The organism is Rhizobium rhizoryzae (assembly GCF_011046895.1).
GTDB lineage: Bacteria > Pseudomonadota > Alphaproteobacteria > Rhizobiales > Rhizobiaceae > Neorhizobium > Neorhizobium rhizoryzae.
The window spans coordinates 878044-894987 of sequence record NZ_CP049250.1 but is presented as its reverse complement, the minus strand read 5'-3'; the positions used below and the strand labels follow the sequence as shown (position 1 = coordinate 894987).

General features: G+C 57.9%; 15 protein-coding genes. 5 read left to right on the top strand and 10 right to left on the bottom strand.

Annotated elements, in window-relative coordinates:
- Positions 1–154: 154 nt before the first annotated feature.
- From ccoG to ccoS, 4 genes are read left to right on the top strand one after another with little or no spacing between them, the layout of a single operon-like run.
- The gene (gene ccoG, locus G6N80_RS10540) at positions 155–1735 is read left to right on the top strand and encodes a cytochrome c oxidase accessory protein CcoG (RefSeq protein ID WP_165133635.1); all 1581 of its coding nucleotides are present in this window, start codon (positions 155–157) and stop codon (positions 1733–1735) included.
- On the top strand, positions 1732–2226 hold the full coding sequence (locus G6N80_RS10535; protein ID WP_062554946.1) for a FixH family protein: 495 nt from the start codon (positions 1732–1734) through the stop codon (positions 2224–2226). Before ccoG ends, G6N80_RS10535 begins: the two co-directional genes overlap by 4 nt.
- Positions 2223–4529: a cation-translocating P-type ATPase gene (locus G6N80_RS10530; RefSeq protein WP_165133632.1), complete on the top strand. Its 2307-nt coding sequence runs from the start codon at positions 2223–2225 to the stop codon at positions 4527–4529. Before G6N80_RS10535 ends, G6N80_RS10530 begins: the two co-directional genes overlap by 4 nt.
- A complete protein-coding gene (gene ccoS / locus G6N80_RS10525; protein WP_165133629.1) occupies positions 4526–4675 on the top strand; it encodes a cbb3-type cytochrome oxidase assembly protein CcoS in 150 nt (49 codons plus the stop codon). The genes G6N80_RS10530 and ccoS overlap by 4 nt, the downstream gene beginning before the upstream one ends.
- A gap of 12 nt (positions 4676–4687) precedes the next feature.
- Here the strand turns inward: ccoS and G6N80_RS10520 are convergent, their stop codons facing one another.
- From G6N80_RS10520 to G6N80_RS10475, 10 genes are all read right to left on the bottom strand, one after another.
- The gene (locus G6N80_RS10520) at positions 4688–5383 is read right to left on the bottom strand and encodes a ParA family protein (protein WP_165133626.1); all 696 of its coding nucleotides are present in this window, start codon (positions 5381–5383) and stop codon (positions 4688–4690) included.
- Between the two features lie 148 nt (positions 5384–5531).
- Positions 5532–6617: a protein-glutamate methylesterase/protein-glutamine glutaminase gene (locus G6N80_RS10515; protein ID WP_165133623.1), complete on the bottom strand. Its 1086-nt coding sequence runs from the start codon at positions 6615–6617 to the stop codon at positions 5532–5534.
- A gap of 3 nt (positions 6618–6620) precedes the next feature.
- Positions 6621–7481 carry a CheR family methyltransferase gene (locus G6N80_RS10510; RefSeq protein WP_165133620.1) on the bottom strand — a complete coding sequence of 287 codons (861 nt, stop codon included), beginning with the start codon at positions 7479–7481 and terminating at the stop codon, positions 6621–6623.
- Between the two features lie 12 nt (positions 7482–7493).
- Positions 7494–7982, bottom strand: a complete 489-nt coding sequence (locus G6N80_RS10505) for a chemotaxis protein CheW (RefSeq protein WP_062554951.1) — start codon at positions 7980–7982, stop codon at positions 7494–7496.
- A gap of 1 nt (position 7983) precedes the next feature.
- On the bottom strand, positions 7984–9912 hold the full coding sequence (locus G6N80_RS10500) for a methyl-accepting chemotaxis protein (protein ID WP_165133617.1): 1929 nt from the start codon (positions 9910–9912) through the stop codon (positions 7984–7986).
- A gap of 84 nt (positions 9913–9996) precedes the next feature.
- Positions 9997–11682: a methyl-accepting chemotaxis protein gene (locus G6N80_RS10495; RefSeq protein ID WP_165133614.1), complete on the bottom strand. Its 1686-nt coding sequence runs from the start codon at positions 11680–11682 to the stop codon at positions 9997–9999.
- An 18-nt stretch (positions 11683–11700) separates the two neighbouring features.
- Positions 11701–12216, bottom strand: coding sequence for a chemotaxis protein CheW (locus G6N80_RS10490; protein ID WP_165133611.1), 516 nt, complete (start codon positions 12214–12216; stop codon positions 11701–11703).
- A complete protein-coding gene (locus G6N80_RS10485; RefSeq protein ID WP_165133608.1) occupies positions 12213–14228 on the bottom strand; it encodes a chemotaxis protein CheA in 2016 nt (671 codons plus the stop codon). The genes G6N80_RS10490 and G6N80_RS10485 overlap by 4 nt, the downstream gene beginning before the upstream one ends.
- Positions 14225–14593: a response regulator gene (locus G6N80_RS10480; protein WP_062554956.1), complete on the bottom strand. Its 369-nt coding sequence runs from the start codon at positions 14591–14593 to the stop codon at positions 14225–14227. Before G6N80_RS10480 ends, G6N80_RS10485 begins: the two co-directional genes overlap by 4 nt.
- Positions 14593–14916, bottom strand: coding sequence for an STAS domain-containing protein (locus G6N80_RS10475; RefSeq protein WP_165133605.1), 324 nt, complete (start codon positions 14914–14916; stop codon positions 14593–14595). Before G6N80_RS10475 ends, G6N80_RS10480 begins: the two co-directional genes overlap by 1 nt.
- Before the next feature lie 294 nt (positions 14917–15210).
- Between G6N80_RS10475 and G6N80_RS10470 the strand changes: the two genes are divergently transcribed.
- Positions 15211–16941, top strand: coding sequence for a chemotaxis protein (locus G6N80_RS10470; RefSeq protein WP_206531711.1), 1731 nt, complete (start codon positions 15211–15213; stop codon positions 16939–16941).
- Positions 16942–16944: the final 3 nt, after the last annotated feature.

Here is a 16944-nt window from a genome sequence, read left to right as displayed (position 1 = left end):
CTTCAACAAGAGGCGGCTTTTTTCAGTTTCGCCGAACGGGCTGGTTTCCATAGCGGTGCGACATCGCGGCGCGGCGGATCCATTCTTGACCTATATCAAGGTATGCTGTCGCATCCGGTGCGAAAAGGCTGGGAGATCATACTGGATCCTTGCCATGAACCTTTACACAGCCCCATCCACCAAAGACCGGAAGAAGACAGAGGACGAGAAGCGCCCCGCTGCGCCGCCGCCTCACGAGCCGCTCTACGAAGCCCAGAAAAAGATTTTTCCCAAGGAAATCAAAGGTCGCTTCCGGCGCTTCAAATGGCTGGTCATGCTGATCACGTTGGGGATCTATTATCTGACGCCCTGGATACGGTGGGACAGAGGGCCCTTCGCCCCTGATCAGGCGGTGCTGGTGGATCTGGCCAATCGTCGCTTCTATTTCTTCATGATCGAGATCTGGCCGCAGGAGTTTTTCTTCGTTGCCGGTCTGCTGGTCATGGCAGGCTTTGGCCTTTTTCTCGTGACGTCTGCGGTCGGTCGCGCCTGGTGCGGCTATGCCTGTCCTCAAACGGTGTGGGTCGATCTCTTTCTGGCTGTCGAACGCTTTGTCGAAGGCGACCGGAACGCGCGCATAAAGCTGGATGCGTCACCCTGGAGCGCGCAAAAGCTGGCCAAGCGCACTGTCAAGCATGCGGCATGGCTTCTCATTGCCATTGCAACAGGCGGCGCCTGGATCTTCTATTTCGCCGATGCACCTTCGCTTGCCTTTGATTTCGTCACCGGCCATGCAGCTTTCGTCGCTTATTCCACAGTCGCGATCCTTACAGCCACGACCTATGTGCTGGGCGGGCTGATGCGCGAGCAGGTCTGCATCTACATGTGTCCCTGGCCCCGCATCCAGGGGGCCATGCTGGATGATAATTCGCTGGTCGTGACCTATAATGACTGGCGGGGCGAGCCGCGCGGCAAGAGCGCGAAGAAGGCGGTCGCGGAAGAGCGAGCCGTTGGCGATTGCGTCGATTGCAACGCCTGCGTCGCCGTCTGTCCCATGGGTATCGATATTCGCGATGGCCAGCAATTCGAATGTATCACCTGCGCTTTGTGCATCGATGCCTGCGACAACGTGATGGACAAGCTCGGACGTGAACGTGGTTTGATCGCCTATGCCACATTGAATGAATATCAGTCCAACATGGCGCTGGCGACTGATGGCGGGCGCTCGAGCATCGATCCGAACCGTGTACGCAAGTCCGACGGAAGCTTTGTCGATCAGATCCGGCACTTCGACTGGAAGATCCTGCTTCGTCTTCGCACGCTTCTCTATATGGGGGTCTGGAGTGCGGTAGGGCTTGCCCTGCTGGTCGCCTTGCTCAGCCGCGATCGGCTGGAGATCAACGTCCTCCATGACCGCAACCCCCAATTTGTTCTCGAATCGGACGGTTCGATCCGCAACGGCTACACGGTGCGCCTCCTGAATATGATCCCAGAGCGCCGCACGGTATTTCTGTCGCTACAGGGATTGCCGGGCGCGGAAATGAAGATCCCCGAAATCTCGACCGATTATGCGGACCGCGTCTTCGCCATTCCGCTGGATCCGGACAAGGCAACGCCACTCAAGGTCTTCGTCACTTTGCCCAAGAAGGCGATCTTTGATCCGAGAGAAGGCTTCAACTTCGTCCTGGAAGACCGCGCCAGCGGCGAGACGGATATTTACCACGCAAACTTCAACACCCCGGGAGCCAGCAAATGACAACGCGCGATGCAGGCAGCTTCACCTTTACAGGCTGGCATATGCTGGGAGTGATCGGACTCTTTTTCGGTACGATCATATCGGTGAACTTCTACATGGCCTATCAGGCCGTCCATTCATGGAGCGGGCTCGTCGTCGAAAACACCTATGTCGCGAGCCAGCAGTTCAACGCGAAGGTCAATGAAGCAAAACAGCTGAATGCGTCAGGCATAACAGATGTACTCTCTGTCACACCCTCGAAGATCGAGATCCTGATCACCGATGCCAAAGGCCAGCCGGTCTTTGCAGATGAGGTCTTTGCGATCTTCAAGAGGCCCGTGGGCGACCATCAGGATTTCAGAGAGACACTTCAGCCATTGGGCAGAGGTGTATACGCTGTGGAACGAACCGTACAGGCGGGCCACTGGATCGTTGATATCAGTGCCCTGAAAGATGGAAGCCGCATCCTCCACCATTCGCAGCGGATTGCCGTCATGGGAGAGGCAAGATGAGCTGCTGCGCGCCCGGTACCGAGGCCGCGCTTGAACTGGCCGGCGCCTCACACACATTTCCCTCTTCCGAAGAACTGAGGCTGGCAAGCCGGGATGTCGGCGATGGCTTCCGTCAACTGGATCTCAGCGTTCCGGGCGTCCACTGCGGTGCCTGCATCACAGCGGTAGAACAGGCCTTGCGTGACGTTCCAGGCATTCGCAGGGCGCGCGTCAATCTTTCAACGCGGCGGGTTTCGATTGTCTGGACTGCGACCGCCGAAGTAGCCGGGCAAGAAACGGATCCGCGATCCTTCCCGGCGGCCATCTGGAAGCGAACCGGTTACGAATCTCACCTCTTCTCCGCAGAGCTCGAGGGAGACGATGAGATCAGGTCCCAGCTTCTCCGCGGTGTTGCAGTCACAGGCTTTGCCGCGGCCAACATCATGTTGCTTTCCGTCTCTGTCTGGTCCGGAGCAGAGGCGGCGACGCGTGATCTGTTTCACTGGATCTCGGCCTTCATCGCAGCACCCGCGCTGATCTACGGGGGACGCTTCTTCTATCAGTCAGCCTGGGCTGCGCTCCGGCACGGACGCACGAACATGGACGTGCCGATCGCGCTGGCAATATCCTTGTCCTATGCTGTCTCCCTGTGGGAAACGATCAATCATGGCGAACATGCATGGTTTGACGCAACCGCCTCGCTCCTGTTTTTTCTGCTGATCGGCCGCACTCTCGATCATATCATGCGTGATCGTGCCCGCTCCGCCATCGTCGGCCTTGCACGTCTGTCTCCGCGGGGCGCCATGGTCATTCAGCAGGACGGCTCGCGTGAATATCGTCCGCTTGATGAAGTGAAGCCGGGCGATCGTATCGCAATCTCTGCCGGTGATCGATTGCCAGTCGACGGGATTATCAAACAGGGCAGCAGCGATGTCGACCGCTCCATCGTCAACGGCGAGTCTGATCCGTGCCCGGTTGGCCCCGGGGCCAGCGTCCAGGCGGGCACCATGAACTTGACAGGCGCTCTCGTGATCGAGGCGACGGCGTCAGCGCGCCAATCGTTCTTGTCCGAGATCATCGGGCTCATGGAAGCAGCTGAAGGTGGCAAGGCACATTACCGGCGCATTGCCGATCGTGCTGCCCAGATCTATGCCCCTTGCGTGCATGTTCTGGCGCTTGCAACCTTTCTGGGCTGGGGCATTTTCGGTGGTGACTGGAAACAGGCGCTGCTGATCGCCATTGCCGTTCTGATCATCACCTGCCCCTGTGCGCTCGGCCTTGCTGTGCCTGTGGTTCAGGTGGTCGCGGCCGGACGCCTTTTCAAACACGGGATCATGGTGAAGGACGGCTCGGCAATGGAGCGTCTCGCCGAGGTCGAAACGATTGTCTTCGACAAGACGGGAACACTGACCCTGGGCAAGCCACGCCTCGTTTCGAGTCGAGGAAAACCCGCACACGTGGCAATGGCAGCATCGCTGGCCGTCCATTCGCGACATCCCCTCTCGCAAGCGATCCACGCTAGTCATGTTGGGCCTGTTCTGGCTTTTGACGGTGTCGAGGAACTGGCGGGGCAGGGGATCCAAGCAGAAACGCCGGACGGGACCTACCGACTGGGCCGTCGTACATTTGCCTCGCCTGCCTCTCCCGAGATTGACACAGGAGGATTCTCAGAGGTTGTCCTGTCGCTGGAAGGACAGGAACTCGCGACATTCCTGTTTGAGGATATGCTTCGTTCCAATGCGCGCGAGGCAATCGAGGCTCTGAAGCAGCACGATCACGAACTGATGCTTTTGTCCGGTGATCGGGAAAGCGCTGTGGCTCGGGTGGCCGATCATCTGGACATTGACGCCTGGCGGGCTGAACTGACGCCGCGTGACAAGTGCGAAGCCCTCGCAGAACTCACACAAACCGGCACAAAAACGCTGATGGTCGGTGACGGCATCAACGATGCGCCAGCTCTCAGGACAGCCTACGTGTCAATGGCACCTGCAACCGCAGCTGACGTTGGAAGGCAAGCCGCCGACTTCGTTTTCATGCACGAGGGGCTGGATGCGGTACCGACGGCGATCAGCATCTCGAAGCAAGCCGGTCGCCTCATTCGAGAAAACTTCGCCTTGGCAATTGGCTATAACGTCATCGCCGTTCCGATCGCCATTGCCGGTTATGCAACACCGCTTATTGCCTCGATAGCAATGTCCACATCATCGCTGATCGTTGTGGCTAATGCTCTGCGTCTCAATGGAATCGTCAGATCACGGGCTAATTCGGCTCCTCGGCAGGCTGTGATGACGACGAGCCAAACCAGAGAGGTGCATGCAGCATGAACATGCTGATTTATCTTATCCCGGTCGCTCTGGCTTTGGGTGGATTGGGTCTTGCAGCGTTCCTCTGGTCGCTGAAGAGCGGCCAGTATGATGATCTGGATGGCGCGGCCTGGCGGGTGCTGGAAGACGACGGGCCGAAATCCTGATTTTCGAACCATTCAGGCGGCGTTGCGTGACTTTGCCGCCTGTTGGGTGCGTGCAACACGCCGCATGACATCCTCGGCATAGAGGCGAGCGTTTTCACGTGCCTTGTCCAGATTGCTGATCCGACCAAGATCCATGGTGTGAAGTGTGCCGCCGCAATCGAAGACGTCGCGGAAAGCCGACCGCTCTATGATCGGAACGTTGAGAACATCCACGTTCTTCTGGGCCAATAGTCCTTTGACGGCCAGGAGTGCACGCGTCGTTACCATCGAATTGACCCGGGTGAGGATCACGGAATGGGGCACCTTCAGTCCGAGCTTGTCATCGAGGTATTGCAGCAACTCAAGAACATGTGCGCCGCCCTGCGCATCCATCGCACACCCTTGGATTGGTATCAGCACATGATCGGAAAGCCCGATTGCCTTGGCAAGAAGCGGGCTGCGTGCACCGGGAAGATCGATCAGAACATAGTCCGATTTCTTCCGGGCTTCCTGCAGATGGCGGTCGATCGAGGATTGCGTGACATAGGGGATGACATTGAGGCGGGCGACGGGCTGCGATAGATCGTACCAGCGCGACATCCAGTACTGCGGATCGGCATCCAGAACCGTCACCCGGTGGCCCATCTGTGCCAGTTCTGTAGCGAGCAAAAGTACGGCGGTTGTCTTACCGGCGCCGCCCTTGGTGTTGGCAAAGGTGATAACGGACATGGTCTATCCTGATCAATGAAATCATGAGGCTGCATCGCTCGGCTGCTGCACGCTCATCGTGTGATTGCATTGTCGGTCTTCATGGTTAATCAACGGTATATGAACAACTAAAACAATAGAGGTTTGATCCAGTCCGTGCAGCCAGATTTCACCGGCGCCGGTCTGCTGCCATGATCTCCTGTGCGATCTGTTGAAGCGACACGATACGGTCAACGCCGCCGCGCGCGATAGCTTCCTTTGGCATGCCGAATACGACGGATGATGCCTCGTCCTGGGCGAGCGTAAAGGCACCCGCTTGATGCATTTCCTCCATTCCCCGGGCACCATCGTCTCCCATGCCGGTCATGATCACGCCCATGGCATTGGCGCCGGCGGCGCGGGCGGCGGAGCGAAACAGAACATCGACGGATGGTCGGTGGCGGCTGACAAGCGGACCGGTACGTACAGAAACATGGTAACGTGCGCCACGACGCTCAAGCAGCATGTGCTTGTCGCCGGGTGCAATCAGTACATGACCCCGCAGAACCGGATCGCCATCCTCTGCTTCCTTCACCTCGACTTCGCATAAACCGTTGAGGCGCTTGGCGAAAGCCGCGGTAAATTTCTCTGGCATATGCTGCACGATGATGATGCCGGGCGCGTTGGCAGGTAAGGTTTCCAGCATTTCGCGCAGCGCCTCCGTGCCGCCGGTGGAAGCACCGACGCACACGACCATCTCGGTCGTTTTTGCCATCGCCCCCCCGGTGGGCGGTGGAAGGATTACATCGGCAGTCAGCTTTTCCTGGACCGGGCTGGGAGCCTCGCTCCGGAAACGCTTCAGTTTGTTCATCCGGGCCCGGGCGGCGCCCTTGACGGCGGTTCGGACGCGCTCGGCGCTTTCGGCAAGTTGATCGGCTGCGCCGATCTTTGGTTTCAGGATGATGTCGACTGCGCCTGCCTCCAGAGCCTGCATCAGGGTCTCCGAGCCCTGTTCGGTCAGCGAGGAGCACATGACCACCGGGATCGGATGCTGGGACATCAGCTTGCGCAGGAAGGTGATCCCGTCCATCTGCGGCATCTCCACATCAAGCGTGATGACATCCGGGATCTCATCTCGGATTTTTCGTGCTGCCATGAACGGATCGGTAGCCGCACCGATCACCTCGATTTCATCATCTTCGGACAGGATCTTGGTGAGTGTCTGCCGGATGCTGGCGGAGTCGTCGACGATCAGAACTCGGATCTTTTTCTTCATCAGTCAGATTCGCTTGAAGATGGTGTTCGCGACCTGCTTGATCGGCAGATCGAGCCCTGTGGCAGATTCGGAGTGGCCGATAAAAAGATAACCCCCTGGAATTAAGCAATCGCAAAGGTTGGAGAGGACGTGCTTTTGCGTAGGCTTGTCGAAATAGATCAGCACATTCCGGCAGAAGATGATGTGCTGCAAATCCCGGACGGGATAGGCTTCATCCATCAGGTTCAAACGTCCAAAGCCAACCTTGCGACGGAGCGATACGTCGATCCGGACTTCTCCTCTGTCCCGGTCGACATGATCCAGCACGTATTTCCGTCGAAGATGATGGGGTACGGGATCAACCATGCCCACCGGATAGATCGCTTTCCGGGCTGTCTCCAGCACTTCCGTGGAAAGATCGGTGGCGATGATCTGGTAATCCAGGTTCGGGTCACGTGATCCGAGTGCTTCGGAAAGCACCATGGCTAGCGTATACGGCTCGGCACCGATCGAGCAGGCAGCACTCCAGACCCTCAGCTTTCCCGGAACATCTCTCAAGAGATCCGGCAGGGCCGTGTCGATGAGATACTCGAAATGCTTTGGCTCACGAAAGAAGTCAGTCTTGTTGGTCGTCACCGCGTCGATGAGGAAGATTGCTTCTCTTTCCAGCCCGTTATGGTCGAAGAGATAATCGCAATAGTCGTCGAACGTGGCGATATTGCACACGCGCAGGCGCTTTCGAAGCCGGCCCTCCAGCATGGTCGCCTTGGTAACGGGCATCTTGATGCCGCTATATTTGTAGATGAACTTCGCCAGACGATCGAAATTCCGCCTGCTTAAACGGTCATCCGGAGACTGGGAAACCTGCCTGGCTGCTAAGCTCACGTAAGAACTCCGTTACGCTACGTGCTGCATGCGCGTGGCAGTCGCCAGTGCGCTGCCGCTATCGGAGAACAACCGGGCAAGATCGATGATGACGACGAAGCCGCCATTGCGGCGCACGACGCCGGAAATATAGTCGGAGCGCCACTGAATCCCGATATCAGGCGCTTCTTCGATCTGATCTCGCAGGAATGGCACGACTTCGTAAACACGGTCCGCGACCAGCCCGAGGGCGAGAACGCGATTCTCGACGGGAACATCCAGAACCAGGATACGTGTATGGGACGTCTTGACGGTTGGTGTCATCCCGAGCCGAACGCGAAGGTCGATGACGGGCACACCCTGACCTCGCACGTCCCGGAGCCCCAGAAGATAGTCAGGGCCATGGGGGATTTTGAACGCATCCTCGTGATCAAGGATTTCTCGGACGACTTCAACAGGCACGGCGAAGATTTCTTCGCCGAGACTGAAGGTTACGAACTGCGCTTCGGTTTTCTGCGCCATATCAGGCAATCCTCTGAAAGTCGTGATCCTCGTCATCGGGTCCACCCATGTCGAGCGCGAAGCCCTTCACGCGGGATTGTTGGCCCGCCACGCTGTTGTCCGATGAGCGAGCCGACGAGGCAGTCTTGGTGGCCGGACGCTTGGCTGATGGCTTCGGCTTTGCTGCCTGCTGCGGCGCGACGACCGGTCGAGAACCACCGGAGCGTTCGACCCGGAAGAAGGCGATGGACGCCTGTAATTCCTCGGCCTGTGCGGCGAGTTCTTCCGAGGTCGCCGACATCTCTTCCGATGCCCCGGCATTTTGTTGAATGACCTTGTCGAGTTGCTGGATCGCTTCGTTGATCTGGCTTGCACCAATATCTTGTTCGCGGCAGGCGGCTGAGATTTCTGCAACAAGTTCCGCTGTCTTCTGGATATCTGGCACGAGCCGGTTCAGCATCTCACCTGCTTCCGTCGCAACCTGGACAGTGGCGCCAGAGAGGGCGGAGATTTCGGCGGCTGCAGCCTGCGAGCGTTCTGCGAGCTTGCGTACTTCGGAGGCGACGACGGCAAAGCCCTTGCCATGCTCCCCGGCACGCGCAGCCTCGACCGCGGCATTGAGGGCAAGCAGATCCGTCTGCCGTGCGATTTCCTGTACGATGGAAATTTTCTCGGCAATCGTGCGCATCGCGAGGACCGCCTTGTTCACGGCCTGGCCGGACGCTTCAGCATCGCGCGAAGACTGGCGGGCAATCTTCTCCGTCTGAGCCGCATTGTCGGCATTCTGCTTGATGTTGGCGGCCATCTCTTCCATTGAGGCAGAGGCCTGCTCGGCAGCGGAGGCCTGCTCGGTCGCGCCCTGGCTCAATTGTTCCGAACCAGCCGATAGTTCCTGACTGCCGCTGGACACGTTGTCTGATGCAGACAGTGCATCGCCCACGATTGTGCGAAGGCGCTCCACCATCTTCTCCAACGAGATTCCCAGAGTGTCCTCGTCGGACTTGCGGCGCACATCAGTCGTCAGATCGCCTTCTGCAATGTCCTGGGCAATCGCTGCCGTTCTATGCAGATAGCCCACCATACGCTCCATGGCGATGCCGAGCGTGTCTTTGTCGGACAGCCGTTTCACGGTAACACTGATGTCACCTTCGGCGATCTGATCGGCAATGGAGGCTGTCTGACGCAGATTCGCAGTCATCTGGTTGACGGTGTCGATGACGTCCTTGACTTCATCATTGGTCTTGACCTGGATCTGCTGGTTCAGGTCTCCAACAGCGACCGCGCTGGCCGCAGATTGTATTGCAGCCAGCCCGCCTCGAATTCCGCGAAGAATGACGAACGCGGTTACGGAACCAACGAGCAGGGCGATGATAAGTCCGGATGTTACGATTGTGAGAGCGAGCGTCTTGCTTTCGATTGCATGCTCTTCCGCCTGCTGCATCTGACTGCGGTTGGTCGCGAGCCGACCTTGCAGCAGGGTTTCGATCTGCGACATGAGGGGAGAACTCTGACCTTGCATTAGAGCGAGGGCAGCCTGGCGATCACCGGCCCGAATATGCGCCCGAATCTGGTCATCGATCCTGCCGATGTCCCCCGCCAGTTTTACGATGTCCGCATAGGCCTTCTTGCCGGCCTCGGTTTCCGCAGCATCGGCCGCCCACTGGGCTGATTCGATGAGTGCTTTACGACTTGCGTCACTTTCTGCGATCAAGCGAGACGTTTCAGCTGCCGTCTGAGCTTCGATCAGGCTCAATTGCGCACGCGCGATCTGAGCCTGATCTTTTGACATGGTCAGCGCATTGGCCTGACGCGCCACCGGCCCCTGGAGGACGTGATGGAGTGTCTTTGCGGAGTCATCAAGGGCGTAGAGACCATATCCGCCCGTGATCAACATCAAACCCAATAGAAAGGCAAATGTAGCCGTCAGTTTTGTCTTGATAGTCAGGCGCATCACACTGAATCCCCGTGAGCGAAGAAAGCTTAAACGACCCGGTTCCCCAGAACGGGCGAGATGTAGGTTTGGAAGTCAGAGCGCCTAGGCGCTCTGACGAAAGTGTGCGTCTTCATCATCGGGTCCGCCCATATCCAGCGCGAACCCTTTGACGCGGGACTGCTGACCAGCCACGCTGTTGTCAGGGCGACGTTGCGGCGCGGCTTTGGGGGGGGCACGTTTTGTCTTGGCACTCGCCGACGATACGGGAGCTGTCCGGTGCCCACCGGAAGCCTCGACCCGGAAGAAGGCGATGGAGGCCTGCAACTCCTCGGCCTGTGCGGCGAGCTCTTCCGAGGTCGCCGACATCTCTTCCGATGCCCCTGCGTTCTGCTGTGTCACCTTGTCCAACTGCTGGATCGCGTCGTTGATCTGGCTTGCACCGATATCCTGTTCACGGCAAGCGGCAGAGATTTCGGAAACAAGTTCCGCCGTCTTCTGGATGTCTGGTACCAGCCGGTTCAACATCTCGCCTGCTTCCGTCGCAACCTGCACGGTGTCACCGGAGAGGGCGGAGATTTCAGCCGCCGCAGCCTGCGAGCGTTCTGCGAGCTTGCGTACTTCGGAGGCGACGACGGCAAAGCCCTTGCCATGTTCCCCGGCACGTGCGGCTTCGACGGCAGCGTTCAGGGCAAGCAGGTCTGTCTGTCGGGCGATTTCCTGAACGATGGAGATCTTTTCCGCAATCGTGCGCATCGCACCGACCGCCTTGTTTACGGCCTGGCCGGACGCTTCTGCATCGCGCGAGGACTGGCGGGCGATCTTTTCCGTCTGGGCGGCGTTGTCGGCATTCTGCTTGATGTTGGCGGCCATCTCTTCCATTGAGGCGGAGGCCTGCTCGGCAGCAGAAGCCTGCTCAGTCGCGCCCTGGCTCAGCTGTTCCGAACTGGCAGAAAGTTCCTGGCTACCGCTGGAGACGTTATCGGAGGCAGAGAGCGCGTCGCCCACGACGCTCCGGAGGCGCTCGATCATCGTATTCACGTAGCCGAGAAGATCGCCGATCTCATCGCGGGTCGTCACATTTGCAAGCTTGGTCAGATCACCTTCGGAAACTCCCTGCACAGCCCCAACGGCGTTGCGCAGACCGCGATTGATACCGACCGCAACGAAAATGCCAACCGCGCAGGAGAAGATCAGCAATGCTGCTGTTCCAGCAATCAGGGTCGTGCGTGATTGAGCGTAGAGCTGATTTGTTTCCTCATCGATCTGGACCAGTTCATCCGCAACCGCTTTGTTCACGGCTTCAACAGCTTGCAACAGCCTGCCAACCATTTGTGCGCCTTCACCCATCGAAAGCTCACCAGCCTTACGATTAGATTCGTCGGTGTTTTCGGTCGCTAGTGCCAGAATACTATCCTGCAGACGTTCAAAGCCTTCGAATGTTGCTCGGAAATCCTGCAATTGCTTCTGCAGATCCTTATTTTTGCTTTCCTCAAGCGTGGCGAGGTTCTTGCGGACCTCGGCGCGCGCATTCTTGGCGCCCTCAACAAATGACGGGATACGCTTGGCATCGGTGTTGAGGATCGCGTTTTTCTCGAACCGAATGCTGTTCAGCACCGCTTTGCCCAGCGCGCCGGAATCGGCCAGGTTCTCGGCCGGTCCCTTGACGATGTCTGTAATTGCCGAATTGAGCGTGGAGAGATTGTTAATGGAGAGGACTGCCATCGCCGCAGACATCAAAACGATCAGAGCGAATGCAACTGTCAATTTTAACTTTATGGTTATCCGCATGTCGGTCTTCCTTTTGGCTCAGGCTTGCGACGAGCTTCCGCCGAGGCGGTCACCCTGAGCCGAGAAAATGGTGTGAAGGTTGGGGATTATGATGAATTCTCCACCTCGTCTGACGAGGCAGTCGATGAAGTCAGGACGCCAGCGCATGCCGACGCTCGGAGGCGGTTCACCCGCGGACTTCATCAGAGTGGTGACTTCATTCACCTTATCCGTACGGATGCCGACCAAGGTCGGCTCCCCTTCTATCTCGAGCTGGATGACGATGATCCTGCTATCGATCGTTGTGCGTGTGGCCTCCATGCCGAAGGCCAGGCGGATATCTGCAAGCGGGATGACCTTTCCGCGAAAGTTGATGACGCTCGCAACGAAGGCCTTGGCGCCAGGCACACTGGTTTCTGGTACAAGATCGAGTATTTCCTGAACCTTGATCGCTTCCAGGGCGAACATTTCGCCAGCGATATCGAAGGTCAGAACCTCCAGTTCTTCTGCATTTCCCCAGAGGCTTTCGGGAAGTTTTCGTGCCGGTTCGCTCATCCTGCTGCGCGCAATTGCGCCTCCTGATGCTGCCCCGCCGCGACCAGATGGCCGACGTCGAGGATAAGGGCGACCCCGCCATCGCCAAGGATGGTTGCACCGGAGAAGGTCGCGACGTCATGGTGCAGTTTGGACATGCTTTTGATCACGGTCTGGTGGTCGCCGATGATCTGGTCCACCACGAGACCGACACGTTCCGAGCCGGTCGAGATCACCACGACCTTCTGGAAGGGATCTGGCGTCGTGTTCGTATGGAAGAGATCCCGCAGGCGGATGAAGGGAACCAGGCTGTCGCGCAGCGAGATGAAGCTGCGTCCGCGAGAACGCATGTCCTCTTCCGGCGAAAGTTCCAGGCATTCCTCCACGGCGGAGAGCGGTATCACGTAGCGACCGGCGCCAACCCGCACCAATAGCCCATCGATGATTGCAAGCGTCAGCGGAATGGCGAGCGAGATTTCCGATCCGGTGCCGTTGTGGCTCATCACGTCGATCGAGCCACGCAGAGCGTCAATCGTCCGCTTGACCACGTCCATGCCGACACCACGGCCGGACAAGTTTGTCACCTGCTGTGCTGTCGAGAAGCCCGGTTGGAAGATGAGCTGTAGAAGATCCTGATCTGCCAAGACCGCGTTGGGAGCGATGATCCCGGACGCTTCCGCCTTGGCTCGCACACGCTCGCGATTGATGCCGCGCCCATCATCCTTGATGGTGATGATGACTTCGCCCGCCGCCTGGCGCGCGGAGAGGTAAATGTGACCGACAGGGTCCTTTCCGGCGGCTCTGCGTTCTTCCGGCGTTTCCAGCCCATGGTCGCAGGAGTTTCGAACAAGATGAACCAGAGGGTCCGCGAGACGTTCGACGACGCTCTTGTCCACCTCGGTCGTCTCGCCTTCGGTGATCAGTTCAATGGTCTTGCCGGTCTCGATGGCAAGATCATGGACCAGACGGCGGAAGCGACTGAAGAGATGCGCAACCGGAACCATGCGCAGGACCATCATCGTGTCACGCAATTCGCCGGAAAGCCGCTCGACGTCCTCCGACACGGCGCGCAGTTGCAGGTCGCCGCTGGAGCCAGCCAACTGGCTAAGGCGAGACTGTGCAATAACCAGTTCGCCGACCCGGTCCATCAACTCGTCAAGTCGCTCCGCCGGGACACGCACGTTCTCGTTCGATTTTGCCTGCTTCGCGTCCTGTTGCTGCGGAGCAGATTTCGCAGGCACCGCACTGTCCTGACGGGCAGGGGCGCTGGCGATCTCGATTTCCTTGGTCTGTGGTGGCTGTGCCTGTTCGATCGGCGCAGCGATAGTCTTCCGACGCTCGCCTACAATTTCGAGGCTGAGCTGCATTTCATCCATGACGAAAATGAAGACGTCGTCGATAGCAGAGCGTGGCTGTGTGGTTTTCAGATCGACAGTCCAGGAGAGGTAGAGATCGCGCGGGTTCAGATCGTCGAGCGCCGGGATTTCCTGTTTGTCGACTTCGATAGTGCACTCTCCGAGCTCACGAAGCTCATCAAGCAAGGGAAGCGGATTTGTGCCATTCACCATCGCATTGCGAGGCAGGCTGAAGTGAAGCCTGTAATGGGTCAGGTCGGGGCCGGCCGCAGGCTTGGCGATCGCCTGCATGTCAGGATTGCCAGCATGCTCAACGGCCAGCCTCAGCGCGGATAGAAGATGTTCGCTTGCCGCGTCGTGATCCCCGGCAGGAACCTCTATGAGCGCGCGCATGTGGTCGGTGGCATTGAGGACGGCACTGACCAGGTCGTGCGTGGCCGGAACAACACCCTTGCGAACCTGATCGAAGGCGCTTTCGCAGTGATGGGTGAAGGCCGCCAGCGCCTCGAACCCGAACATGGCGCCGGATCCCTTCAGCGTGTGCAGCCCACGGAAGACGGCGTCGACCTGGTCCTTGTTGGCCAGGTCATGATTGAGATCCAGCAGACCGGTTTCGATCTGCTCAAGCAATTCCGCAGCTTCCGTACGGAAAACCGCTATTGGATCGGGAAAACTCATCTGCCGAGAACCTTCTTGACAATCTTGACCAGGCTTTCCGGGTCAAAGGGCTTGGTCAGCCAGCCTGTCGCACCGGCGGCCTTGGCTTGGCTCTTCAGTTCGTTGTCGGATTCAGTCGTGAGAAAAATGACCGGGACCCCCATATAGGCAGGGAGCTTGCGAAGCTCGCGGATCATGGTCAGGCCATCCATCTGCGGCATGTTCAGGTCTGTCACGATCAGATCGAATTGACCGCTTCGCATTTTGCTTAATCCATCCATACCGTCCACGGCTTCCGTGATGGCATAGCCCGCATTGGTGAGCGCAACGCGTGTGGTAAGGCGGATACTGGCAGAATCGTCAACAGTCAGAATCTTGGCGGTCATTACTTAACTCCATCATGCAGCCAGAAGTTGGAATCTTCCGGAGATATGTTTTGCAGGAAACCGCCTCGCTCAAGCACGTCACGCACATGACCTGACGCCGGCTTCAGCAGTGTGAGCTTCTTGCCGGAGGTCGAGGCATAGATGCGCGCCGACTCTATAAGTTGGATGAGGCTGAGATCTACAGGCTGGTCATCAGTTATATCTATAGCAACCGCAGATTTCTGGGTTAGTGCTAATAGAAGCTCATCGCAATGGTTAGATATGGTGCGAAGCGTAAGGCTTTCGTCCCAGGAAAGGACCGCCACAGTCTCATTGCTGCTCATCGCGAATTAACCTGTCGCTAAACGGTGATTCAACTTTGGGTAATGTGGTGCCGGATGCTTAACAAGTTACTAATAGTCGAGCATCACTTCTTGCCTAGTAATTTCCGGTGCCTTCAGAATTGCGCACTTCAGCGTCAGGAAAATTAACCAAGCTGCAGAAATCGTGAGTCCTATTGGCAAGTCTTTAACGCCCGGCAGGTCAACTAATTCACGCACAAGTCGAGTAAAGCGATTCGGAACTCGATGCGCAGTGCTGGAACGGGGCAATTCTGCCTAAAACCGGAGATTGACGGCGTGGTAATGGCAGCAACCAGAAAAGAGATGAGCTTTCCGCGCGATGCCTCATCTTATGCGGATCGGCTGGAGGAAGCGCGTACGCGCATCGAGCAACGCTTTCTGGACGGTGGCGCTGTACTTCTGTCTATTCTCGATATCTTGAACAAGATGATCTCTTCTCTCGATGCCCTGACCGGCTCGCTGGACGAAGGAACTGCCAACGCCACCATGGGCGAACTGAAAGCCACCGTTGCCAGGCTTTCCAGCCTCACGGAAGGCGAGGCGAAGCGGCAGATCGGATTTCGAGAAATTGCCGAGGCAGAACGCTCTTTGCGTCCTCACATCAGCCGGATGCAGGAAACACTGCGTTATCTTCGAACCTTTGCCGTAACAGCCAAGATCACAGGGGCCGGTATCCCGGATTTCGCAGGATTTGCGGAAGAGATCCTCGAACGCATCCAGGAAGGCAGCGAGCAGGTCAATGGCCTGTCGCAAAAGCTCGGCGAACTCGGATCAGGACTTGGTCCTGTCATGAGCAAGGGCTCCGCGACACTGGACCGATATAGCCAGACGATTCCGACGATCGTGTCTGGCCTGGGGCGCGGCATCGATCAGATCAGCGCGCACCGCCACGAACTCAACCAGCGTGCCGAGCAGGTAAAGGGTATTGCAAGGGGCATCCAGAACAAGTTGGCTTCCACCCTTTCCGCCATGCAGGTGGGTGATATCACTCGCCAACGTGTCGAACACTGCCAGACCTCATTCTCGATACTGGAGGATTATCTTCTATCCGCGGAAGCGGCATCGCTGAGCCGTGACGATCATGAGGCGCTCAGAGCCATCGTTCGCCAACTCGTCGCTGAACAATTGCATCAGACGCGCCAGGATTTTGAGCGCGATACGGCGAGAATCGTCGAGACAATCGCGAGCTTCCGTCATGAACTTGGCCAGATCACGACAATCCAGCGTGAAATGGTCGGCGAGGGTGACGAGCCCTCGAACGGATCGTTACGCGATCTCGAAACCGGCATTGGACAGGCGCGTTCAGCCGTTACCGAAATCGAGGCGGTCGCTGACGAGGCTTCCCGGATGACGAGGCGCACCCTGGCGACAGTGGAAGTTCTCCTGAAAGACATCGGGATCGTTCGTGTCGTTCGCGGCGACATCCACTATATGGCCCTCAATACGAACCTGCGTTGCGGCAAGATTGGCGAGGAAGGCAAGGCCATCAACGTTGTCACGGCGGAATTACGCATCTTCGCAGGTCATCTGGATGAAGCGGCTGAGCAGATCCTCGAGCAATTGAAGTTGCTTGAAGGAGCGGCAAAAGGCCTTTTGACCGATACGCCAGAAGATGCTCCACAGGATTGCCTTGATGATCGTCTGCGGCGCGCGCTGGAAAGCATCCGCTCGGTCGGCCAGGCCATGGAGGGTGATCTTTCCAATTTGGCGAAGGAAGGCGCTTCTGGAGTTGCTGAAATGAATGCCGCTCTTCAGCGATTGGATTTTCGTGCGGATCTGGGTGAAATCCTCCATCGGTGCGAAGAGGAACTGCATACCAGTTCCCACCAGTCCGTCGATGTCACGCGCCTTCAGCCTGCACTCGATGTCATTGGTCCCAGGATCAACCGGATCTACACAATGGCGGCCGAGCGAGAGCTTCACGCTGCCATCCTTGGAACCGCTGTCCCGGAGCAGGCACCGCTTACCGTCCTCTCGGATGATGATCTCGATGCCGCTCTGTTTTGACCT